This is a genomic window from Desulfosalsimonas propionicica, assembly GCF_013761005.1.
Classification (GTDB): domain Bacteria; phylum Desulfobacterota; class Desulfobacteria; order Desulfobacterales; family Desulfosalsimonadaceae; genus Desulfosalsimonas; species Desulfosalsimonas propionicica.
Map to the genome: position 1 here is coordinate 387878 of NZ_JACDUS010000003.1, position 20773 is coordinate 408650.

Consider the following 20773-nt stretch of genomic DNA (forward strand, 5'->3'; position numbering starts at 1 on the left):
GTACGTGAAATTCTGAAAAATCGCGCGTAACGCAGATATTGGACTTTTTACGAAGCCGTCAGGTTTAAAGAATGAACAAAAAAAGGGGTTTCATGAAAAGATCGTCCCGGGTTTTTTTCAAAATTATCGCATGTGCATGGATACTGGTGTTTGCCGCAATTTATCAGACCAGTGCCGCTGATTACGATTATATCAATATCAGCGAGCCGTTTTCCCAAAAGGTTCCCATTGCCGTGCCCGTTTTCAAGTCCATGTCGGTGGCCCCGGAAGAAGAGCAGATTGCCCGGGACGCTGCCGTGCAGCTCGCTGAAGCCCTGGCCTATACCGGTTATTTTAAACTCATTGACCATGGTGCGTTTCTGGAACGGCCGGCGGAAAAAGGCGTTACCATGGAAGCCCTGAATTTTAAAAACTGGCGGGATATCGGCGCTGAATTGCTGATTACCGGCGGTGTCCGGTATGAAGCCGGGGTGCTGCAAATGGAATTTCGGCTTTTTGACCCCTTCCGCTCGGAATTGCTTGTGGGCAAGCGCTACACCAGTCCTGCGGATGACGTCCGGCAGATGGTGCTGCGGTTTGCCGATCAGGTTATCGCCCGGTTAACCGGCCGGCAGGGGTTGTTTGAGAGCCGGATTGCTTTTGTCGGTGGTGATGCGGATGGAAAGGCGGTTTACACCTGCGATTTTGACGGCAGAAATCTCCGGCGCCTCACCAAGCAACAGCCCATAGTGGTCGGGCCCGCGTGGCATCCGGATTTTGGCTCCATTGCATACACGGCTTACACCGATGACCGGCCTGAGATTTACATGGTGGATACTTCATCACAGGAGGTCACCAAGCTGACCGCTTTTGAAGGGATCAACATTACCCCGGCCTGGCTGCCGGACGGCTCCGGCCTGGCTGCCACCCTTGCATTTGAGGGTGACGAGGAGATTTATCTTTTGACCCCTGAAGGAAAAGTTGATAAAAGACTTACCAACAGCTGGGGAGTGGATGTTTCTCCGTCGTTTTCGCCTGACGGTAAAAAAATGGTCTTTGTGTCAAGCCGCTCCGGCTCTCCCCAGCTTTATGTGAAGGAAATCTCGTCGGGCCGCATTCGCCGTCTTACCTATGAGGGGCGCTACAATACCCAGCCGGACTGGTGCCCGGATGGTGATCGGATTGTATATTCCGGGATGAAGGACGGCAGCATCGATATTTATGTGGTTGATGTCAATACCGGGGAAGTCTCCCGGTTAACCCGGCAGGCCGGTGATAACGAAGCGCCGAGCTGGTCGCCGGATGGCAGTATGATTGTATTTTCCTCAACCCGGACCGGGTCATCTGCGCTTTTTGTCATGACCGCCTCGGGAACGGATCAGCGGATGCTGCTGGATATGGACGCCAAGCAGCAGCTGCCGGACTGGTCCCCGGCCAAAGGAAACTGATGGGAGTTCGGGCTGCGGTATTGGTCGATATTTTCGGATTGGACCTTTGATTACACCCCAACAAGGAGGACAAGATGCTTAAAAAAAATCATATCCAATCATTGTTATTGTGCATTCTCGTATTGAGCCTGGTCATGGTGGTTTCTTGCGGCAAGCAGGCGCCCGGCCCCGGTGACGCCGCGGATCAGCCCGGCATGACTGAAAGCGAACTGAGTGATGCGGAAAGGGCCGCCAGGGAAGAAGCGCGGCAGGCCGCCATTGAAGAGCAGGAAATTGAAGCCAGGAGAAAGGCGCAACAGGAAGCCCGTCTAACCGAGGCTGAAGCCCGGCAACAGTTTGTCAATGAAAAGGTGTATTTCGGATTTGACGATTCCGCCCTGAGTCCGGAAGCCCGGGATGCGTTGCGTGACAAGATCCGATGGCTCCGGGCCAATCCGGATCAGTGCGTGATTCTCGAAGGGCACTGTGACGAGCGCGGCACTGACGAATACAACCTTGCCCTGGGATCCCGCCGGGCCGAGAGTGTTAAGAATTTTATTGTTAAGTCCGGCATTGATGCTTCCCGGTTGTCTACTATCAGCTACGGAGAGGAACGGCCGGCGGTTGAAGGCAGCAATGAGGAGGCCTGGGCCAAAAACCGGCGTGCAGAATTTCAGTTTACCCGCTGCCGGTAACGTCCGGAAAAGCCTTCGGGTTGCTCCGGGGAAACGCGCCAAGGGAGAGATCACTACATGAACCAGACCTTTATCCGTTTGACGGGTGCCCTGCTGTTTGCTGCGGTTATGGCTGCAGCAGGGTGCGCCACTGTTTCAGATGTCCAACGGCTTCAGTCCCAGATATCCGCCCTGGAAAAAAAGAACCGCCAGCTGAATGCCTCTGTTGGGCAATTGATGGAAGATCGGCAGAAACAGTCTGATTTAAATGAAATGCGGGAGCTTTTTGCCGGCCAGGATGCGGAGTTCTACGAGCTTCGTTCCGAACTTCAGGATCTAAAGGGCAGCTATGAGGAAACCGGCTATCAGTTCCAGCGGCAGTTTGATGCCCTTGAAGAGGACATGGGCATGCTTGACAAAAAACTGCAAAAGCATGCCGAATCCCTTGACGTTCATGATAAGCGGATCTCGCGTCTTGAAGAGTTTATGGGCATGGAGTCAACGGCCCGGTTTGAAGCGCTGGCGCAATCCAAGTTCCCGGAAAAAACCGAGTTGGGCAAGCTTAGCAAGGACGAACTCTATGCATCGGCCAAACAGGCATATGACAACGGGGATTTCCAGTCCGCCCTACAGGGGTTTGAGTTGTTTCTGGAAAAGTTCTCTGATTCTGATCGTGCGGATAATGCCAGATTTTGGATCGGCGAGATTTATTTTGCAGAGCAGTGGTATGAGCGCGCCATTCTGGAATATGAAAAAGTGATCAAGAATTATCCCGACGGCAACAAGGTGGCCGGTGCATATCTCAAACAGGGCTTTTCCTTTGAAAAAATCGGAGAGAATGCCAATGCAAGGCTGATTTTAAATGAGTTGCTTGAAAAGTTCCCGGACAGCAACGAAGCAAAAATTGCCAAAAAGAAGCTTGCAAACCTCTAATACAACCTGGAAGCCGGGAACCGGTCTGTTATGGCCACTTTTTTGGGAATAGACCCGGGCCTGGCTGCCACGGGCATTGCCGTGGTGGAAGGAACGGGCATGACGGTTGCCCGTTATTCTTACGGCACGATCCGCACGGAAGCAAAGGCGCTGCTTTCCGAACGGCTCAATGCGATATTTGAAGAGATCTCCACCATTCTGGCCCGGGTCAGCCCCGATGCCATGCTCCTTGAAGATGTATTTTCCCTGCCCAGATATCCCAAGTCGGGTATTTCTCTCGGGCAGGTGACAGGAGTGCTCATGCTGGCCGGGCATCGGGCTATGATTCCTGTGCATGCCATTGCGGTTCGGGAGGTCAAACAGATCCTCACCGGCAACGGCAATGCCGGGAAACGTCAGCTTGAGGCCACGGTCAGACGACGGCTTGAGCATCCGGAACCCATTTCCCCGTCCCATGCCTCAGATGCCCTGGCCCTGGCCCTGGTGGGCCTCTACCGGGTGGGTCCGGCGCCGGCCCAGACGGGCTGCCGGACCCGGAAAAAATGCTGAAAATTTTTATATTCCGGATTTGTCCATGATTGCATACCTGGAAGGAACCCTGTTAAAAAAAGAAGCCGACCGGATTCTGCTGCTGGCCGGCCAGGTGGGCTATGAGGTGCTGGTGCCCGGTTTTGTCATGGATACCATTGCATCCATGGCCCTTGGTGAGCACTTGTCCCTCTATATCTACTACTATCAGACAGAGCATCAGCCCAGGCCTGTGCTCATTGGCTTTCAACTGGAAGCCGAGCGGGAATTTTTCCAGGCCTTTATCAGCGTGGAGGCCATCGGACCCATGAAGGCGGTCAAGGCTCTGACCATACCGGTCAAGGAAATCGCCCGGGCCATTGAAAACCGCGATATCGGGCCCTTGAAGCGCCTAAACGGCATTGGCGAGCGAACTGCCCACAAGATCATTGCCACCTTGCAGGGCAAGATGGGCAAGTTCTCCCTGATCCGGGATTTGCCCGAGGCTCCGGCGGTGTCTGAAACCGAATCGGATGCCGCTGCCCAGGTCACGGAAGTCCTGGTGGAACAGCTCGGACACCGGCCGGGCGAGGCAAAGGAAATGGTGGATGCCGCCATGCATCGCAAACCCGGTATCTCGACTCCTGAGGAGCTGTTTGAAGAGGTTTACAGGGGGCAGGTAAGCAATGGACAGTAACAGTTTTTCATTTTCCTCGGACCGGCAGGGAATCGTTACCACTCAGTGCGTGCCCGCAGACCAGGAGCCCGACATTGTCTCTCTGCGCCCGGAGCGGCTGGCCGAATACATCGGTCAGCGCGAGACCATTGAAACCTTAAAGATCGCAATCGAGGCGGCAAAGCTGCGGGGTGAAGCCCTGGAGCATGTTTTGTTCCATGGCCCGCCCGGACTTGGCAAAACCACCCTGGCCCACATCATTGCCAATGAAATGGGCGGCCGCCTGGTGGTCACATCCGGGCCGGCCCTGGAAAAGGGCGGGGATTTGATCGGCATGCTCACCCAACTGGAAACCGGGGACGTGTTTTTTGTCGACGAAATCCACCGTCTGTCCAAGGCTGTGGAGGAGTTGCTGTATCCGGCGATGGAGGATTACTGCATTGATTTTATTTTTGACAAAGGGATTCACGCCCGCAGCCACCGGTTTCGCTTAAAACAGTTTGTCCTGGTGGGCGCCACCACGCGAGTGGGGCTTTTGTCATCTCCTTTGCGCCATCGTTTCGGCATTTTCCGGAGCCTTGATTTTTATGACAAGGCCGATCTGATCAAGATTGCGGGCCGGTCGGCCAGCCTGCTGAACCTGGAAATCAATGACCAGGGGGCAGGGGAACTGGCCAGCCGTTCCAGGGGCACCCCCAGGATCGTCAACCGCCTGCTCAAGCGGGTCCGGGATTACGCCCAGGTGCGGTGCGACGGAAAGATCACCCGCACGGCCGTATCAGATGCCCTGCAGCTCGAAGGCGTGGACAACCTCGGCCTGACCCCCCTGGACCGGCGTTATCTGCAAACCATCATCGAATATTACAAGGGCGGGCCTGTGGGCATCGAGGCCATTGCCGCCACGCTCCAGGAGGAAACCGATACTCTGGTGGACGTGGTTGAGCCGTATCTATTGAAAATCGGGCTGCTCATGCGCACTTCATCGGGCAGGAAGGCGTCTTCTGCAGCCTTTTCCCATCTGGGATACCCGGTTGATTGATGTCTGGATCAAAAGGCTCTGTCATGCCTGTTATCTCCCTGCTCACGGATTTCGGCCTAAGCGACCCATACGTGGGCATCATGAAGGCGGTCATCACCTCGCTCTGCCCGCAAGCCCGGGTCATTGATATCTCCCATGATGTGGCGCCTCAGGATGTTTATCAGGCCGCTTTTATGCTGGCTGCCGCCCATGGATTCTTTCCTCACAACAGTGTGCACGCGGTGGTTGTGGATCCGGGCGTGGGCAGCAGCCGGCGTTCTGTGGCGGTGCGCACATCAAAGGCCGTGTTTGTGGCCCCGGATAACGGGGTGTTGAGCCTGGTGCTCGACGATGCTGACAACGCGGATGTTTTCCTTGTCAACAACTCCGATCTTTATCTGCACCCGGTGAGCCGGACTTTTCATGGAAGAGACGTGTTTGCCCCGGTTGCAGCAAGGCTGGTCTGCGGGATGAAACCGGAGATGCTCGGGCCTGAAATTGCACTGCAAAGCCTGGTGCGCCTGGAGTTGGGGCCGGCCCCGCACATGGACGCCAGCGGCCGGCTGACCGGCACTGTTGTGTACGCAGACAGGTTCGGCAATCTCGTGTCCAATATTGGCCGCAGTCATTTGGAAAAACATTTTCGGGACTTGGATGCTGTTTGCGTCCAGGCCGGAAACCAGGTCATCTCAGGTCTGAGCCGCTGCTATGCAGATGCGGCCATAGGCCGCCTGCTGGCCATTACGGGTTCTTTTGACAGGCTGGAGATTTCGGTGAATCAGGACAGCGCAGCCCGGGTGCTGCAGATGGCAGTTGGCGATCCGGTTTATGTGTTTGTCCGGCCGGACCGGTGATATCAGGTTTCTGAGCCCGCTTCGAATTCCAGGATCAACGGGGCAAAGTCCATGTTTGAATCCCTGAACCCGGCAAAGGTCACGTCATTGAAGGCAAGGCCGCAGGCGGCCCGGATGCGATCGAAAATGGCCAGGTAGTTGGAAAGAATCCGCTTTTCCCACTGCAGCCCCAGGTCGGCCGCGGCCTTTTTGATATTTTCGGCCCGGCCCTCGATTTCCAGAAAACAGCCAAAGGGCATACAATCGATGCACAGCAGGGTGCCGTTATCCAGGGTCCAGGTCTGCCGGTATTTTTCATAGATTTGTTCGGCATGAAAGCCAAGGGCCTTGAGAATGGCGGCAGTGGTGTCAAAATCGCTGACTGCCACTTCCAGTTCCGTAAAGATTTTGAATTCCTTGCTGTTGCTGGCTTCCGGGGGCGGGCCCTTATAGGTGAGTTCTGTGCTGTCGCCGGCTTTCCTGAGCCGGAGCAGGGCCTTGCGGTTGAGCAGACCGAATTGGCGATCGTCGAAGCAGACATTGTATTCGTGGTGGCGGCCACTGGTTTCGGCGGCTGCGGCCGTGATCCGGGAGCGGATTTTTTCCGGATCTGCCAGATAAAACTTGACCTCTATTTCCAGGGAAGTCATATTACACCGTTTCATGGCATAGATGAAAAGACTTGTTGTTTTTTTCTTGACAGTCTTTGCGAATTTGGTTAATTATGTCAAATTAATTTTTGCGCGAAGGAGTGAAACCGTTGAAAAAATATACAAAGAGCGCCAAGCCGGGCGAAGTTGAAAGAAAATGGTACGTGGTGGATGCGGAAAACATGGTCCTGGGGCGCCTTGCCACTGAGGTGGCCGCCCGTTTGCGCGGAAAGCGCAATCCCATGTATACCCCCCACGTGGACTGCGGTGATTTTGTTATCGTGATCAATGCCGACAAGGTCCGGCTCACCGGCAGGAAATGGCAGCAGAAGACCTATTATCGTCACAGCGGCTATATCGGCGGCATCAAGTCCATTACCGCGGAAAAGCTCCGGGAAAAACGGCCCGAGGATCTGGTTCGCAATGCCGTGCGCGGCATGCTGCCCAAAAATCCGCTGGGCCGGGACATCAACAGCAAGCTCAAAGTTTATGCCGGAAGCGAACATCCGCATCACGCCCAGCAGCCCGAGCCGCTGGAAATTTAAAACATTGCCGTACAATATTGATAGAATCGATTTTTTACGAAACCATCAGTATTGGATATAAAAACCATTCGGGGGATTGATGGAACAGCAGAACGTTTTTTATGCCACAGGCAAACGGAAAATGGCCGTTGCCCGCACCTGGCTGAAGCCCGGAAAGGGCGAGATCATCATTAACAACAAGCCGGTTGAAGAGTTTTTTGCACAGGACGCTGCCCGCCAGATGCTCATGCAGCCCTTTGAACTCACCAATACCACCGGTGAATACGATATCAAGGTCAACGTTCGCGGCGGCGGCGCCATGGGCCAGGCCGGTGCCATCCGGCACGGAATCACCAAGGCGCTTTTCCAGTCCAACCCGGATTTCCGGCAGATGCTGAAAAAAGCCGGTCTTGTCAAGCGCGACCCCAGAACCAAGGAACGGAAAAAATACGGTCAGCGCGGCGCCCGGGCCCGGTTCCAGTTCTCCAAACGGTAAAATTTGATGGTGCCGTAAAAAGTCCAATATCTGCGTTACGCGCAATTTCTCAGAATTTCACGTACGGCTAAGTACGCTGCATTCTTCGAAATTGCGCAAGCCTTGATCTTGAACTTTTTACGGCACCATCTGAAATCAGACTTTTTACGAAGGCATCAAATTCTACCCTTTTAAAAAACCGTTTTCAAAAATATTGTCTTTCCCAACAGGGAACAGGATATATACGTCCTGTTCCCTGTGTTTTTTTCTGGCATTTGATAATCGAAAAGCTTTTTTTACATCGCTTGGTGTTTCTCAGGAAGGAAAGCCCTGCGGCCGGGGGCAGTTTTTTCGCTCCTGACCGTTTTTGCGGATTCTTCCACTGAATTTGCTGAAATTTACAAATTCGCCCTGCCGGCCTTAAACAGTTTCCAATTTTCGCGCAAAAACGCTCAATGTCGCTTCAAAAACAGCCCCCGTCCTTGGACTTCCTTGGAAATGTTCTTGCCGGCCCGGTGGTGGTTTGCGAGTCGCATTGAGCGCGCAAGCGGTCAGCAGGGAGCAAACCGCCACCGGGTCGGCATCATGCGAAAATCACTGATGTGGAGCAATAGTCCGCTATGCACAAAACATCGGCTGACCCGGCAGATGCGGATAAATCGGGCGGCGTAAGAATTGCTCTATAGCCTTGAAAAACGGCTTGGGATGCGGTATTGATGAGCCTGGATGCATTACCGTATCTTGGGCGGCGGCATGCCGCCTGTTTGCAAACACCTTCTGAAACCGGCAATTCATGGAACGGCTGGATTATTTTGTCAAACGCCTGCTGCTGATCATTCCGACGTTTCTCGGCATTACAGTGCTTTGTTTTGCCCTTATCCAGTTTGTACCCGGCGGCCCCGTGGAGCAGGCCATCATGCAGATGCGGGGCATGGGCACCGGCGAGACCACTTCCGGAGAAGGGGCTTCAGCCAGCATTTCCGAAAAACAACGCAGGCAGATCGAGTCCTATTACGGCTTTGACAAGCCAGTGTATGCACGGTACTGGAACTGGCTGATACATGACAAAGTGGGCATGCAAATGCATTCCTACCGGTTCCCGGAAAAAACCGCCTGGGAGCTGATCCAACAAAGGTTCCAGGTGTCGTTGGTTTTCGGGGTCACCGGGTTTGTGCTGTCCTACCTGGTTTGCATTCCTTTGGGCATTGCCAAGGCCCTGCGGCATAACAGCACATTTGATCTGGCCTCCAGTGTTGCAGTGTTTGTGGGCTATGCCATCCCGCCGTTCGCATTGGGCATGGTGCTGAAAATGCTGTTTTGCGGCACCGTGGATACCTTCTGGAATGTCTTTCCCATGGCCGGGTTTCACTCGGAAAATTACGCCGGTTTAAGTTTTTTCGGCAAAATCCAAGATGTTTTCATGCACATGTTTCTGCCCGTGCTGTGCTATGTCATCGGCAATTTCGCCATTTTGACCCTGCTGATGAAAAATTCGCTTATCGAGCAGATCAGCCGGGATTACGTGCGCACCGTGCTGGCCAAGGGCGGCAGCTTTGGCCGGGCGGTTTGGGGCCATGCGGTGAGAAACTCCCTGATTCCCATTGCCACAGGCATCAGCGGGATTTTAACCGTGATGTTTGCCGGCTCGGTGATCATCGAGCAGGTCTTTGAAATCCCGGGCATGGGCCGGCTGAGTCTGGAATCCATCGTTGGCCGGGATTATCCGGTATTCATGGGCATTCTGGCCCTGACCTCGATTCTTGGGCTTTTGGGAAACGTGCTGGCGGATTTTCTCTACGTGATTATTGATCCGCGGATCAATTTCCGGAAACAGTGAGGTTATGATTCTCCGAAACCCGGTTGCACGAAAACGCCTGGCGCGCTTCCGGACCATGAAACGGGCCTGGATTTCCCTTTGGCTGCTGGTGATTCTCTACGGTGCAAGCCTTGCAGCCGAAGTTTTGTGCAATGCCACGCCCCTGTATGTCCGATTTGAGGGCCGCTCTTTTTTTCCGGTGTTTTCCTATTATGCCGAAGACGTGTTTACCGGAAGCGGCCGCCATACACGACCGGATTACAAGGCCCTGGACCAATCGCCGGCATTTGCCGAAAATGACGACAATTTCATGCTGTTTGCCCCGCACCCCCACGGCCCCTACCAGAGTGTTGATCCCAACAGCATTGACGTGGCCGATCAGGTCACCCTCCGGTTTGCCCCAGAGCCCAGGGCGGCCAGCGCGGATATCGGCTCGGATCTTGAAATTGCCGACAGCCGCCTGCTATCATTTTTCACCCGAACAGAGCCGGACAAAACACCCCCCGGCCGCCTCAACGATTATTTTGATCTGCCGGAAAAACTGATCCGGGCCCTGGCCAGGCGGTTTGCCAATCAGGCCGCACCCTTTGTCTCCTTTGCCCTGGAAAACAAGCACGGCCAAACCTATACCGGAGTTTTGGCCGAATACGAACCCAGAAACAGCGCCCCGGACACCGTGCGCATGCTGATCTATGAGCCGGCCATGAAAGACGCCCGGGATATAACCGTTTCCCTGACACCGGATTTGCGGCCCGCCGGCCAATGGCCCGGGCTGTGGGAAAAAATCAGCCAGGCCGAGCAGGAAGTGATCAAAAGTCTGGCTGCAGAGCGCTTTGATGCGCCCGTGGCTGATTACCGGGTGGTGGCAGACGGCCGGCAGTACATAGCCGGGTTTGAAAAAGAGGATGTGCGTTTTCCCTATCCGCCGGTGGCCGGCCATCCCCTGGGCTTGGATGCCGCGGGCCGGGATGTGCTGGCAAGGATTGTTTACGGCATGCGCATTGCCATGAGCTTTGGGCTTCTTCTGGTTGGGGCCTCCATGTCCCTGGGGGTGGCCGCCGGCGCGGTCCAGGGCTATTACGGCGGAAAACTCGATATTACGGCCCAGCGGTTTGTGGAGATTTGGAACGCATTGCCGTTTTTATATGTTATGATTCTCATGGGGTCGATCTACGGCAGAAGCTTTGAACTCCTGCTGGTCTGCTACGGCCTGTTTAACTGGATCGGGATATCCTATTACATCCGGGCCGAGTTTCTGAGCCTGAGAACGCGCCCGTTTGTGGAGGCTGCCCGGTGCATGGGGGTTTCGTCCCGAAAAATTATTTTCAGACATATCCTGCCCAATGCCCTGGTGCCGGTGATTACGTTTTTCCCGTTTTCCCTGGTGGGGGCCATCGGTGCACTTGCGGCCCTGGATTACCTGGGCTTCGGCATGCCCCCGCCCACGGCCTCCTGGGGGGAGATGCTGTTTGAGGCCCAGCAGTACAGATGGGCCTGGTGGCTGATTGTCTATCCCTCCATTGCCTTGTTTGCGGTGATGCTGCTGGGGGTGTTTATTGGCGAAGGTGTTCGCAATGCCTATGATCCAAAGCAATATACCAGGATGGAGTGAAAAGCGGTGACGGGTGACAGGTGACGGGTGATCCGGGAGGAATGAAAATGAAAGCGCTGCTTTCCGTAGACAATCTGGCGATTGAATTTGCCACAGATGAGGGCGTGATCCGGGCCGTGGACGGGGTGTCATTTGCCATCCGCGCAGGGGAAAGCCTCGGGCTGGTGGGGGAATCCGGGTGCGGCAAATCCGTGACCGCCCTGGGATTGATCCGGCTGATTGCCTCCCCGCCGGGCCGGATTGTGTCCGGGTCTGTTCATTTTGACGGCAGGGAGTTGCTGCAGATCAACACCCGGGATCTGCGGGCGGTGCGCGGAAATGAAATCAGCATGATTTTCCAGGAACCGCTTTCCGCGCTTTCCCCCCTCCACCGCATCGGCCGGCAGCTCACAGAGGCCATTGGTTTCCACCACCGGATGTCCAAAAAAGCCGCCCGGGAATATGCCGTATCCTGGCTGCAAAAGGTGGGTATACCGGATGCGCAGTCCCGGATGGATGCCTACCCCTTTCAGCTTTCCGGGGGCATGCAGCAACGGGTGATGATCGCCATGGCCCTGATGCTGTCGCCCAAACTCGTGATCGCAGACGAGCCCACCACCGCCCTGGATGTGACCACCCAGGCCCAGATTTTTGCCAAGATCCGGGAGATGAAGGAAAACCGCACATCGCTTTTGCTCATCACTCATGACATGGGTGTTGTCTGGGAAATGTGCGACCGGGTCATTGTGATGTATGCCTCGCGCATCGTGGAAACCGCAGACATTGAAACCCTTTTTGCCGCACCCGCCCATCCCTATACCCGGGGACTGATGGCTGCCATTCCGAAACTGGCCGGCGGCCGAAATCATTTGACTGACATACCCGGCCAGGTCCCGTCACCGCTGGATTATCCGGCCGGATGCCGGTTTCAGGACCGCTGCCCGGATGTGTTTGAGCGGTGCCGCACCCAGGATCCCGACCTGGTGACCTGCGGCAAAGACCATCTGGCGGCTTGCTTTCTGGTCTATCCGGACAAGGGGGCCTGATGAGAAAAAAAACCGCCCCAAATCCGGCCGACGCATGGGATCCGGCCCGGGAGTTTCTGCTGGAGGTCTTGGATCTGAGAACCTGGTTTGAGACGAAAAAGGGATTGCTTTCGGGAAAATCCCAGCGCATCCGGGCTGTGGACGGGGTGAGTTTCTGCCTGGAGCAGAATCAGACACTGGGCCTGGTGGGCGAGTCTGGCTGCGGCAAGACCACCCTGGGCCGAACCCTGCTGGGGCTGGAAGCGGCTTCGGCCGGTGATGTGCGCTTCCGGGGCCGGCCTCTGCTTCACCTGTCCCGCAAGCAGATGGATCAGATGCGCCGCCACCTGCAGGTGGTGTTCCAGGATCCGGTTTCCTCGCTGAATCCGCGCATGAATGTCATGGATATTATCACCGAAGGGCTGGAGAGATTCGGCATGCTCGAAGGCACCAAACAGGAGCACGCCCGCAGGCTGCTGGCGGAAGTGGGACTTGACAAGGCCATGATTTATCGTTTTCCCCACGAGTTTTCCGGCGGTCAGCGCCAGCGGATCAATATCGCCCGGGCGGTTTCCCTGCGGCCGGACCTGGTGATCTGTGATGAGGCGGTCAGCGCCCTGGATGTTTCTATCCAGGCCCAGGTGATCAACTTGCTGCTGAACCTGCAGGAAACCCACCATCTCTCCTATTTGTTTATTTCCCATGATCTGGGCGTGGTCAGCAATATTGCCGACCAGGTGGCGGTGATGTATCTGGGCCGGATTGTGGAAATCGGCGCCACGGCGCAGATCATCGGAGAACCCTGCCATCCTTACACGCAAATGCTCATTGCCGCACTTCCGGTGGCCGGGCAAAAGCGGGCTGAATCCGCACAGGTCAAAGGCGAGACCCCGTCGCCGGCTGATCCCCCGCCGGGCTGCCATTTTCATCCCCGCTGCCCGAAAGCAATAGCGGTGTGCCGGGACACCGCGCCCGATCAGATCCGGTTGCGGGATCGCACCGTGTGCTGCCATTTGTATGCATGACCTTTGATGGCGCCGTAAAAGTCCAATATCTGCGTTATGCGCAATTTCTCAGAATTTCACGTACGGATAAGTACGCTGCATTCTTCGAAATTGCGCAGGCCTTGATCTTGAACTTTTTACGGCGCCATCTAAAATCTGACTTTTTACGGGTGTATTAACTTTGGATACAAAAAAAGCGGGCGCTCTGGGAGCCCGCTTTTTTTGCGGTTGTGGTTTTGGATCAGTATATCTACTGCTGCTCGGATTCGGACTGGGCTCCGGGGTCATCGGAGTCCTGGGAAGAGTCTTTGGAGTTTTGTCCGGATTGTTTGTCAGAATCTTTATCCGCTTCCTTGCCTGTTGTTTCAGCCGCATCCCCGTTTGGTTCCGGGGCGGGTTGGCCATCTTGCTGCTGATCTTCTCCGGCTTGTTTTGCCTCTGATGTTGTTTCTGTTTCCGCTGCTTTTTCTGCATCCGCAGTTTCTTCTGCTTCGGCGGCTTGTTCGGCTTCGGCCGCTTTTTCTGCTGCCGCCTCTTCTTCCAGCTCACTGGCGGACTCCTGGATTGCTGTCATTCGATCCTCCAGGGACCGACGGGCCCGCTCGCTGATGTCAAGGGCGGCTGCCCGTTCCAGAAACTCCATGGCGTTTTCAAGGCTTTCCAGGGTCTGTTTTTCAGACGCCACATTGGCCTTGTAGAGCAGCATTAGAAAATCCATGGTTTCCAGCCGTTGGTTGACGCGTTGTTTCTGTTGGTCGGTGGAGGCGTATTTTTTGGCTTTTTCCAGGTTTTCACGGATGCTTTGAAAGTCGATGAGGTCTTCGGCCTCGCTCAGGGCATCTGCCCGGTCCATGAAATGGTTAAATGCCAGGCTCAGGGCTTCTTTCCTGGCATAAATCGCTTTTTCCGTTTCCGGTGCCTGCTGGCCGGGCAAGGTCACGATTTTTTCCTGGCCCCGGGGCGAAAACTTGCCTTTCCAGATCTCTATTGCCCTATCGGTCTGCTTGAGATAGTAGTTGTCCGCGTTCCTAAAGCTCGCCCCGATGATCAGCAGAAAAAGCAGCCCCACAATTGCGATAAGCCCTATGAGTTTCGGGTCCAGGGGCGGCTCTTTTTTCTCTGCCACAGGCGGTTTGGGCGGCTCCGGCGGGCCGCCCGGAGGGCCGGCTGCGCCGCCGCTGTCGGAATCTTTTTTAGAAGAAGCCGGTTTTTCAGAAGCTTTGGCTTTTTCGGATTTTTCCGGCTTGGCTGCGGCTTCCGGCTTTTGCTTTTTTTCGGCCTTTTCAGGCTTTTTCTCCGGAGCCGGCTGGGCTTCGGTTGCTTGTTTTTCCTCCGGTTCGGGCGTTTTTTCGGCCTTGGATTCGGCTTCGGCCTCAGCCGCGGTTTCTGCGTCGGCTGGTTTTTCCTCTGCTTTGCTTGGGTCAGTCTTTTTGCTTTCCGCCTCAGGCTCGGCCTTGGTTTCGGCTTCGGGCGGTTTTTCCTTTGGCGGTTCAGGCTTTTGAGCAGCAGGTTCCTGCGCTTTTTCAGCTTCGGGTTCCGGGGCCTTGGCCACGGGGGAGGGCTCATTGAGGTCCCACAGCAGAAGGGCCCGGATGGTTTCTGCCTGCTCTTTTCCGTAATCGCCGGTTACCGGCGGGGCGGTAAAAGCGTTTTTTGCTGCCGGATCCGGTTCAGGTACAAACGGCTTTTCCGGGCGCCAGGCGTCAAACTGTTTTTTTCTCAGGGATTTTAATGTTGGCTTTTTGGTTTTGGTTGTATTTTTCTGGGTTTTGCCTTTTTTGGCAGAAGCGGCTGCAGTTTTTTTCTCAGGGCTTTTTTTCTTGGCGGAAGTGGTTGTTTTTTTCTTGGCAGTGGATTTGGTTAAGCTTTTTTTGCCCATATCAGCTCCTATGTGGATCGGGTAAAAGAATTGGCATATATGCTAAAAAACCCTTATAATCCTCTAAATATCAATCAATTTTATACCGGAACCTTTGATTTTTGTAAACATTTTTTTATGATACATAAGGAAGCCCTGCGGTCAGGGTCGGTTTTTGAAGTTGCTTACAGGAAAATGACAAATCACAAGGATTGCAAAACAGTGGCGGATCATAACCCATTAAATCGCAAGAAAAAGCGGGTTCAGCAGCAGTTCCAGGACGTTGACAGCCTTGCCGTGGCATTTTCAGGCGGGGTGGACAGCAGCCTTTTGCTCGCCCTGGCCAGGGAAGTGCTCGGCGACCGGGTGGTGGCCATGACTGCGGTCTCTTCGCTGATGCCCCGGCGGGAAGTGGATGAAGCGGTCAAGCTCGCAGGCATGCTCGGGGTTTCCCATCGCCTGGTGCGCGTGGAGGGGCTGTTTGTTGTTGATTTTACACAAAATTCAGCCAATCGTTGCTACATATGCAAAAAGATCCTGTTTTCCAAAATGTTTGAATTCATGCGCGAACAAAGCGTGACTTGTATGGCACACGGGGCCAATGCCGATGACATGGCCGATTTTCGGCCGGGCATGCAGGCAGCCGAGGAAATGGGGGTTTTGGCCCCCCTGCGGGATGCGGGCCTGACCAAGGCGGAAATTCGGGAGATGGCCCGGCAGGCCGGGCTTTCCAACTGGGACCGGCCGGCCGCTGCCTGTCTGGCATCCCGGATTCCCTATGGTATGGAAATCACGCACAAACGACTGGAAATGATCGAGATTGCGGAAAATACGCTGACCGCCCTGGGGTTTTCCGGTTTCCGGGTCCGGCATCTGGGCGATACGGCAAAGCTTGAACTGCGCCCGGCGGAATTTGACCGCCTGCTCAACCCGGAGCGGCGCTTAAAGATTGTCAGCGCCCTTCGCAGGGCCGGGTTTGATTATGTGACAATGGACCTGGAAGGCTACGGCAGCGGCCGCATGAACCGAAGCCTTTCCTGAGCGCGCTACCATTCCGTCCCCATGCCGGGATCCAGCAGATTTTCTGCAAAAAAGCCTGCCGGTTTTCGTATGGGTCGGGTGTGGTTTGTTTGTCTGCGGCGTGCTTTCGGCGATCGTTCCGGGACTTTGGCTGGAATTTTAAAAACTCGGGCTGATCGCCCTCAGACAGTTTAAAATTCCGGTCGCCAAAGCCCCGGTCCGATCTTATTCCGAAACCGCGCCAATGCAGCCAAACAAACCGCACCCCGCCCCGCCCCATGGCCAGGGCTCTGGAAATAGATGACGCCGATTGTTTCTTTATCAAGATGTTTCCTGCTTTGGATCTGAATTTGGTGGATCTTGAAGGGTGTTGCCAATATGTTTTACAGCGTTATCGGATTTGGGAATGGTCCCCAAGGAAGCCCGAAGGGCGGGGGCGGGTTTTTGAAGCGACATTGAGCCTTTTCCCGCAAAAAGGCTCAGGAGCGGAAAAACACGGCCCCGGCCGCAGGGCTTCCTTCCTGACAACCTTTGATGATGAAAATTGACTTTTTGGGCAACCATCAAAGTTGACAAACACGTTAATTCCTTTTATGGATAACACCAAATAAAAACCAAAACCGCAAAGGGACTTCTCGCAGGTGCCTTGCGGCATTCGGACCTGATATGAACCATGACAACAAAGGGTACTGTCTGCAGCGGCTGGAAAACTTGTCCGGGCAACGGATTTCTGCGACTGTCCGGGCGCCGGCATCCTCGGTGTGGTTTTCCGGCCATTTCCCGCAGGATCCCGTGCTTCCGGGCATTGCCCAGCTTTTTATCGTGCTGCAGGTAATTGAGGAGGCAACAAAACGGGCCGTTGTGCTGCAAAAAGTCCACCGGACCAAGTACCGGCGGGTGATCCGCCCTGAAGAGGAAATCGAGATCAGTGTGTCGCCGGCAGACAATGCTGCCGGCCAATGGCGGTTTGAGCTCACTGTTGAAAAACAACTTGCCTGCAGGGGACGCCTGCAGGCACAGTTTGTGGAATAAAGACAAGCAAGGGGAACACAGGCATATGAATCATGAATCAAACTTTGAACAAATTGTTCGCGGGGTGGCCGGCATTGTCATCGAGGAGCTCAAGCTCGAAGACGTGACCCCGGAAACATTTGATCCGGACCTGGATCTGGTCGACGAGGTGGGAGTGGACAGCATGGATCTGGCCACAGTAGCGCTGGTGCTCCAGGATGAATACGGCATCCGCATTGATGAGGAAGATTACCCCAAATTAAAAACCCTCCGTCTGATCGCCGAATACATCCTTGAAAATTCGCCGGTGAAAATATAGCCGGCATGATACCGGGACGGCAAGATTTTATGAAGGCAGCAAGCAATCCTATCCAGGTGCCGGCCGGCGCAGGCAGGCCGGCAAAAGAGTGGAAATTCTCCGATATCCTGGCCTCTGATCCCCGGATCCGGCAAAAGTGGGAGAAGGTCAGAAAATATTTTTTTCTCCGGGAATCCACCTATGACATGACCCGCAAGTGCAATATCCGGTGCGAGGGCTGTTATTATTACCAGGGTGAAAAGGCCGGCGCTACGGGCATAGAGGACCCGGAGCAGTGGCGGCGGCTCATGGAAAAAGAAAAACAGCGGGGCATTACCTATGTGGTGCTCGCGGGGGCCGAACCTTCGCTGGTGCCGGAACTGCTGGATGTCTGCCACGATCGAATCCCCCTGGGCTGCATCGCCACAAACGGGCTGATCCCCATTGATAAGAAGGTGGATTACCGGATTCATGTATCGGTATGGGGAAACGATGCGACCAGTCAACAGGTCAGAAACGCCGAAAACATGCTTTCCCGGCAGATTCAAAATTACGGAAACGATCCCAGGGCCGTTTTTGTTTATACCTTTACCCGGCACAATATCGGCGAGGCGGGAGAGGTCATGGATCAGCTGGCGCAAAACAACTGCCGGGCGACATTTAACATGTTCTCCGCCCCTGCGGGCTATGCAGGCGGACTGGCCCATGATGCGCAGTCTTTGGAAAAGACCCGCCAGACCATGGAAGAAATCGGCCGGCAGTATCCGGATCATGTGATTTTCTCGCCTTATCACCGGGTGGTGCACACCCACCGGCTGGGCTTGCATGACCTGTTTTCCTGTCCGTATCCCAGGGCCAACCCGTCAACCGATATCGGCCTGGGACGCAGTTTTCGGCAGTACCGGGCGGATTTGACCTGGAAACGTGATACCGCCTGCTGCGTGCCGGATACTGACTGCGCCGACTGCCGCCATTATGCCGCAGGCAGCGCGGTTGTGACCGCCAGGATGTTCCGGCACGCCGCATGTCCGGAAACGTTTGCGGCCTGGCTGGATTACGTGGATGTTTACCTGGCCGTGTGGGTGAGAGGGTATGAAAAAAGTCCGGATCTGTGTGACCAGCACACGGCCCCGCCCGCACATCATCTATTCTGAGCGGCAAGCCGCATTTGAGGTTGATTTTATGAAAACCGTGAGTTCTCTTCTTGATTCCCACTGGTATCAGCGATACCAGAACATATCCAAACTCAATATCCGCAGTTCCATCTATGATGTGACCAACCAGTGCAACCTGCGGTGCAAGGGGTGCTTTTTTTTCTCCTCCGGAGAGGACAAGGCCGCCCGGGAGGAAACCGATCCGGAGAAATGGGCGGCTTTTGTGGATTCGGAAAAGCAGCGGGGTGTGAACCTGGCCATTTTGATCGGCGGCGAGCCCACCCTCTGCCTGGACCGGGTGGCGGCGTTTTACGCCCGCATGCCCACATACTGCGCCACAAACGGGCTGATCAAGGTGCCCCGGGACCGGTTTGCCGACATGATGGTGGGCATCTCCCTGTGGGGCGATGAAGACGATGAAAAGCGCCTGCGCGGAAAAGATACATTCCGCATTTCCAGCAAAAATTATGAAGGCGATCCCTACACCTATTACCTCTATACCATTACCCCCAACCAGGTGGGGCGCACTGAGCGCATTATAAAAAAAATCCGGGATGTGGGCCTCAAAGTCCATATGCAGCTGCTTTCCAACGATGAAGGCGTGGACGGATTTTACTGGCGCGACGGGGAACTGGCCGACCTTCGGGCGGAAATGGATGAAATGCTCGATGCCTATCCGGACACGGTGATTTCATCCAAATATTATCACAAGGTCATCACCACCGGAAAAATGCTGGACAGGACGTTTGGCTGGGCCGAGTGCCCGTCGGTAACCGAGCCCATGGACACCCGAAACCACCAGCCCCGCCGTCTGATCCGGTTTATCCGCTGGGCCTCGGACCTTGAAACCATGCACCGGTGCTGCACTTCGGCCACCCGGGATTGTTCCACCTGCAAGGACGGGGCTGCGCATATGAGCTGGATCATGGTTAACAAGCGCGCACACATGCGCTCCACAGAGGATTTGCAGAACTGGATCGAGGTGTATGAGATGTTTGCCAAACTCTATCAGTTTATCCCCTGGTAAAAACGGGCCGGTTCATGCATCCTCGCAGCAGCGTCATTGTCGGCTATGATATGGTCTCGCCCCTGGGCACGGATCCGCACGCCCAATGGGAGACGGCCTGTGCCGGCCAAAGCGGCATCGGTCCTTTGACCCGCTTTGAGATCAACACGGAGTTTCCGGTGCGCATCGCCGGGCAGGTGCCGGAATTTGATGCCGGGCCGTATCCTTTTTTAAGCCCCAGGAAAATGGCCAACTGGCGCTCGCCTGTTTTCCGGCATGCCCTGCTGGTGGTCAGCCGGGCCCTGGAAAAAAGCGGCCTGGAAATCACCTCCGAACTTGCCCCGCGCACAGCCGTGACATTCAGTTCAGCCGTGGGGGGCCAGGACGCGGTGCTGGAGGCGGACCGGCGCATGCGCGAGGCCGGCAAGCTGCCGCACCCCTACACCAATCCCAATTCGTGCATCAACATGGTCACCGGCAAGGTGGCCATTCTTACAGGCGCCACCGGCCCGATCATGTCCACGATTACGGCCTGTGCCACAGGGGCGGCCTCTTTGATCACCGGGGCCATGCTCATTGAATCCGGGCGCGCGGATCTGGCCATTTGCGGGGCTGTGGATTTTGCCCTGGTTGAACCCATTGTGGCCGGGTTTGCCACCATGAACGGGGCGTTCCGGCACAAGCCCCAAAGCCCCGTGGCCCCGGAAGCCGCCAGTCAACCGTTTTCAAAAGACCGGCGGGGTTTTGTGATCTCAGAGGGTGCGGGTGCGGTGATCCTGGCCTCCAGCCAGTTTGCACAAGCCCACGGACTGGGATTTGACGTCGGGCTTGCGGGCTGGTCCATGACCGCAGACGCCCATCATTTCGTGGCCCCGTATGCGCCCACAGTGCGGCGGTGCATCAAAGAAAGCATTGACAATGCCGGCATTGCACCGGCCGATATTGATTCAGTAAACGCCCATGCCGCCTCCACCCGCACGGGCGATGCAGTGGAACATGAGGCGCTGTTGTCGGTGTTTGGCGCAAAACTGCCGCCGGTAACCGCCAACAAATCCATGACCGGCCATGCCATGGGCGCATCCTCGGCGATTGAATCCATCCTGGCGGTTTCGGGCATGCTGGCCGGAAAAATCACACCCACCATCAATTATGTGCCGGATCCGGAAATGCCGGTGGATGAGATGGTCACGCACCTGCAGGCCGCAGACCAGACCTTTGTGCTCAAAAACGCATTTGGTTTCGGCGGATGCAATGCCTGCCTGGTGTTTCAACGATTCAGCTAAAGGCGGTTTTT

The 20773-nt window shown here is 55.4% G+C and carries 22 protein-coding genes; 20 read left to right on the forward strand and 2 right to left on the reverse strand.

Annotated features, from left to right (window positions below; translation table 11 throughout):
* Nucleotides 1-92 precede the first annotated feature (92 nt).
* The 7 genes from tolB (at nucleotide 93) to HNR65_RS07685 (ending at nucleotide 6068) form a co-directional block, all read left to right on the forward strand.
* Complete coding sequence (gene tolB / locus HNR65_RS07655) at nucleotides 93-1427, forward strand: Tol-Pal system beta propeller repeat protein TolB (RefSeq protein ID WP_181550883.1); 1335 nt, start codon at nucleotides 93-95, stop codon at nucleotides 1425-1427.
* Between the two features lie 74 nt (nucleotides 1428-1501).
* The gene (gene pal, locus HNR65_RS07660; protein WP_232364690.1) at nucleotides 1502-2101 is read left to right on the forward strand and encodes a peptidoglycan-associated lipoprotein Pal; all 600 of its coding nucleotides are present in this window, start codon (nucleotides 1502-1504) and stop codon (nucleotides 2099-2101) included.
* A 57-nt stretch (nucleotides 2102-2158) separates the two neighbouring features.
* Nucleotides 2159-3013 (forward strand): tol-pal system protein YbgF, encoded by an 855-nt coding sequence (ybgF, locus tag HNR65_RS07665; RefSeq protein WP_181550884.1) that lies wholly within the window; start codon nucleotides 2159-2161, stop codon nucleotides 3011-3013.
* A 30-nt stretch (nucleotides 3014-3043) separates the two neighbouring features.
* Entirely contained in the window at nucleotides 3044-3562 is a 519-nt protein-coding gene (locus tag HNR65_RS07670) for a crossover junction endodeoxyribonuclease RuvC (protein WP_181550885.1), read from the forward strand.
* A gap of 25 nt (nucleotides 3563-3587) precedes the next feature.
* Nucleotides 3588-4217, forward strand: a complete 630-nt coding sequence (gene ruvA, locus HNR65_RS07675; protein ID WP_181550886.1) for a Holliday junction branch migration protein RuvA — start codon at nucleotides 3588-3590, stop codon at nucleotides 4215-4217.
* Nucleotides 4207-5235: a Holliday junction branch migration DNA helicase RuvB gene (gene ruvB, locus HNR65_RS07680; protein ID WP_181550887.1), complete on the forward strand. Its 1029-nt coding sequence runs from the start codon at nucleotides 4207-4209 to the stop codon at nucleotides 5233-5235. The genes ruvA and ruvB overlap by 11 nt, the downstream gene beginning before the upstream one ends.
* A gap of 23 nt (nucleotides 5236-5258) precedes the next feature.
* Nucleotides 5259-6068 carry an SAM hydrolase/SAM-dependent halogenase family protein gene (locus HNR65_RS07685; protein ID WP_181550888.1) on the forward strand — a complete coding sequence of 270 codons (810 nt, stop codon included), beginning with the start codon at nucleotides 5259-5261 and terminating at the stop codon, nucleotides 6066-6068.
* A 2-nt stretch (nucleotides 6069-6070) separates the two neighbouring features.
* On the opposite strand, the gene HNR65_RS07690 is transcribed toward HNR65_RS07685, so the two are convergent.
* Entirely contained in the window at nucleotides 6071-6697 is a 627-nt protein-coding gene (locus HNR65_RS07690) for a class IV adenylate cyclase (RefSeq protein ID WP_181550889.1), read from the reverse strand.
* A 110-nt stretch (nucleotides 6698-6807) separates the two neighbouring features.
* Here HNR65_RS07690 and rplM point away from each other — a divergent pair, with 110 nt between their 5' ends.
* The 6 genes from rplM (at nucleotide 6808) to HNR65_RS07720 (ending at nucleotide 13153) form a co-directional block, all read left to right on the forward strand.
* Complete coding sequence (gene rplM / locus HNR65_RS07695; protein WP_181550890.1) at nucleotides 6808-7242, forward strand: 50S ribosomal protein L13; 435 nt, start codon at nucleotides 6808-6810, stop codon at nucleotides 7240-7242.
* 79 nt (nucleotides 7243-7321) lie between these two features.
* Nucleotides 7322-7717 (forward strand): 30S ribosomal protein S9, encoded by a 396-nt coding sequence (gene rpsI, locus HNR65_RS07700; RefSeq protein ID WP_181550891.1) that lies wholly within the window; start codon nucleotides 7322-7324, stop codon nucleotides 7715-7717.
* 772 nt (nucleotides 7718-8489) lie between these two features.
* Nucleotides 8490-9533, forward strand: coding sequence for an ABC transporter permease subunit (locus tag HNR65_RS07705; RefSeq protein ID WP_181550892.1), 1044 nt, complete (start codon nucleotides 8490-8492; stop codon nucleotides 9531-9533).
* Between the two features lie 4 nt (nucleotides 9534-9537).
* Nucleotides 9538-11124, forward strand: coding sequence for an ABC transporter permease subunit (locus tag HNR65_RS17800; protein WP_220128315.1), 1587 nt, complete (start codon nucleotides 9538-9540; stop codon nucleotides 11122-11124).
* A 47-nt stretch (nucleotides 11125-11171) separates the two neighbouring features.
* On the forward strand, nucleotides 11172-12149 hold the full coding sequence (locus HNR65_RS07715; protein ID WP_181550893.1) for an ABC transporter ATP-binding protein: 978 nt from the start codon (nucleotides 11172-11174) through the stop codon (nucleotides 12147-12149).
* The gene (locus HNR65_RS07720) at nucleotides 12149-13153 is read left to right on the forward strand and encodes an ABC transporter ATP-binding protein (protein WP_181550894.1); all 1005 of its coding nucleotides are present in this window, start codon (nucleotides 12149-12151) and stop codon (nucleotides 13151-13153) included. Before HNR65_RS07715 ends, HNR65_RS07720 begins: the two co-directional genes overlap by 1 nt.
* Nucleotides 13154-13382: 229 nt before the next feature.
* Here the strand turns inward: HNR65_RS07720 and HNR65_RS07725 are convergent, their stop codons facing one another.
* On the reverse strand, nucleotides 13383-15011 hold the full coding sequence (locus tag HNR65_RS07725) for a hypothetical protein (protein WP_181550895.1): 1629 nt from the start codon (nucleotides 15009-15011) through the stop codon (nucleotides 13383-13385).
* Between the two features lie 201 nt (nucleotides 15012-15212).
* Between HNR65_RS07725 and larE the strand changes: the two genes are divergently transcribed.
* From larE to HNR65_RS07760, 7 genes are all read left to right on the forward strand, one after another.
* Nucleotides 15213-16031 (forward strand): ATP-dependent sacrificial sulfur transferase LarE, encoded by an 819-nt coding sequence (larE, locus tag HNR65_RS07730; RefSeq protein ID WP_181550896.1) that lies wholly within the window; start codon nucleotides 15213-15215, stop codon nucleotides 16029-16031.
* Between the two features lie 257 nt (nucleotides 16032-16288).
* The gene (locus HNR65_RS07735; RefSeq protein WP_181550897.1) at nucleotides 16289-16558 is read left to right on the forward strand and encodes a hypothetical protein; all 270 of its coding nucleotides are present in this window, start codon (nucleotides 16289-16291) and stop codon (nucleotides 16556-16558) included.
* Nucleotides 16559-16676: 118 nt separating this feature from the next.
* Nucleotides 16677-17042 (forward strand): ApeI family dehydratase, encoded by a 366-nt coding sequence (locus HNR65_RS07740; protein ID WP_181550898.1) that lies wholly within the window; start codon nucleotides 16677-16679, stop codon nucleotides 17040-17042.
* Nucleotides 17043-17067: 25 nt separating this feature from the next.
* On the forward strand, nucleotides 17068-17340 hold the full coding sequence (locus HNR65_RS07745) for a phosphopantetheine-binding protein (RefSeq protein WP_181550899.1): 273 nt from the start codon (nucleotides 17068-17070) through the stop codon (nucleotides 17338-17340).
* A gap of 29 nt (nucleotides 17341-17369) precedes the next feature.
* The gene (locus HNR65_RS07750) at nucleotides 17370-18473 is read left to right on the forward strand and encodes a radical SAM protein (RefSeq protein ID WP_181550900.1); all 1104 of its coding nucleotides are present in this window, start codon (nucleotides 17370-17372) and stop codon (nucleotides 18471-18473) included.
* Nucleotides 18474-18501: 28 nt separating this feature from the next.
* Nucleotides 18502-19500, forward strand: a complete 999-nt coding sequence (locus HNR65_RS07755) for a radical SAM protein (protein WP_181550901.1) — start codon at nucleotides 18502-18504, stop codon at nucleotides 19498-19500.
* A 14-nt stretch (nucleotides 19501-19514) separates the two neighbouring features.
* Nucleotides 19515-20762 carry a beta-ketoacyl-[acyl-carrier-protein] synthase family protein gene (locus tag HNR65_RS07760; RefSeq protein ID WP_181550902.1) on the forward strand — a complete coding sequence of 416 codons (1248 nt, stop codon included), beginning with the start codon at nucleotides 19515-19517 and terminating at the stop codon, nucleotides 20760-20762.
* Nucleotides 20763-20773 lie beyond the last annotated feature (11 nt).

Coding starts and splice junctions, on each gene's coding strand:
- tolB (WP_181550883.1), top strand. CDS start 93: ATGAAAAGATCGTCCCGGGTTTTTTTCAAAATTATCGCATGTGCATGG.
- pal (WP_232364690.1), top strand. CDS start 1,502: ATGCTTAAAAAAAATCATATCCAATCATTGTTATTGTGCATTCTCGTA.
- ybgF (WP_181550884.1), top strand. CDS start 2,159: ATGAACCAGACCTTTATCCGTTTGACGGGTGCCCTGCTGTTTGCTGCG.
- HNR65_RS07670 (WP_181550885.1), top strand. CDS start 3,044: ATGGCCACTTTTTTGGGAATAGACCCGGGCCTGGCTGCCACGGGCATT.
- ruvA (WP_181550886.1), top strand. CDS start 3,588: ATGATTGCATACCTGGAAGGAACCCTGTTAAAAAAAGAAGCCGACCGG.
- ruvB (WP_181550887.1), top strand. CDS start 4,207: ATGGACAGTAACAGTTTTTCATTTTCCTCGGACCGGCAGGGAATCGTT.
- HNR65_RS07685 (WP_181550888.1), top strand. CDS start 5,259: ATGCCTGTTATCTCCCTGCTCACGGATTTCGGCCTAAGCGACCCATAC.
- HNR65_RS07690 (WP_181550889.1), bottom strand. CDS start 6,697: ATGACTTCCCTGGAAATAGAGGTCAAGTTTTATCTGGCAGATCCGGAA.
- rpsI (WP_181550891.1), top strand. CDS start 7,322: ATGGAACAGCAGAACGTTTTTTATGCCACAGGCAAACGGAAAATGGCC.
- HNR65_RS07705 (WP_181550892.1), top strand. CDS start 8,490: ATGGAACGGCTGGATTATTTTGTCAAACGCCTGCTGCTGATCATTCCG.
- HNR65_RS17800 (WP_220128315.1), top strand. CDS start 9,538: ATGATTCTCCGAAACCCGGTTGCACGAAAACGCCTGGCGCGCTTCCGG.
- HNR65_RS07715 (WP_181550893.1), top strand. CDS start 11,172: ATGAAAGCGCTGCTTTCCGTAGACAATCTGGCGATTGAATTTGCCACA.
- HNR65_RS07720 (WP_181550894.1), top strand. CDS start 12,149: ATGAGAAAAAAAACCGCCCCAAATCCGGCCGACGCATGGGATCCGGCC.
- HNR65_RS07725 (WP_181550895.1), bottom strand. CDS start 15,011: ATGGGCAAAAAAAGCTTAACCAAATCCACTGCCAAGAAAAAAACAACC.
- HNR65_RS07735 (WP_181550897.1), top strand. CDS start 16,289: ATGGCCAGGGCTCTGGAAATAGATGACGCCGATTGTTTCTTTATCAAG.
- HNR65_RS07740 (WP_181550898.1), top strand. CDS start 16,677: ATGAACCATGACAACAAAGGGTACTGTCTGCAGCGGCTGGAAAACTTG.
- HNR65_RS07745 (WP_181550899.1), top strand. CDS start 17,068: ATGAATCATGAATCAAACTTTGAACAAATTGTTCGCGGGGTGGCCGGC.
- HNR65_RS07750 (WP_181550900.1), top strand. CDS start 17,370: ATGAAGGCAGCAAGCAATCCTATCCAGGTGCCGGCCGGCGCAGGCAGG.
- HNR65_RS07755 (WP_181550901.1), top strand. CDS start 18,502: ATGAAAACCGTGAGTTCTCTTCTTGATTCCCACTGGTATCAGCGATAC.
- HNR65_RS07760 (WP_181550902.1), top strand. CDS start 19,515: ATGCATCCTCGCAGCAGCGTCATTGTCGGCTATGATATGGTCTCGCCC.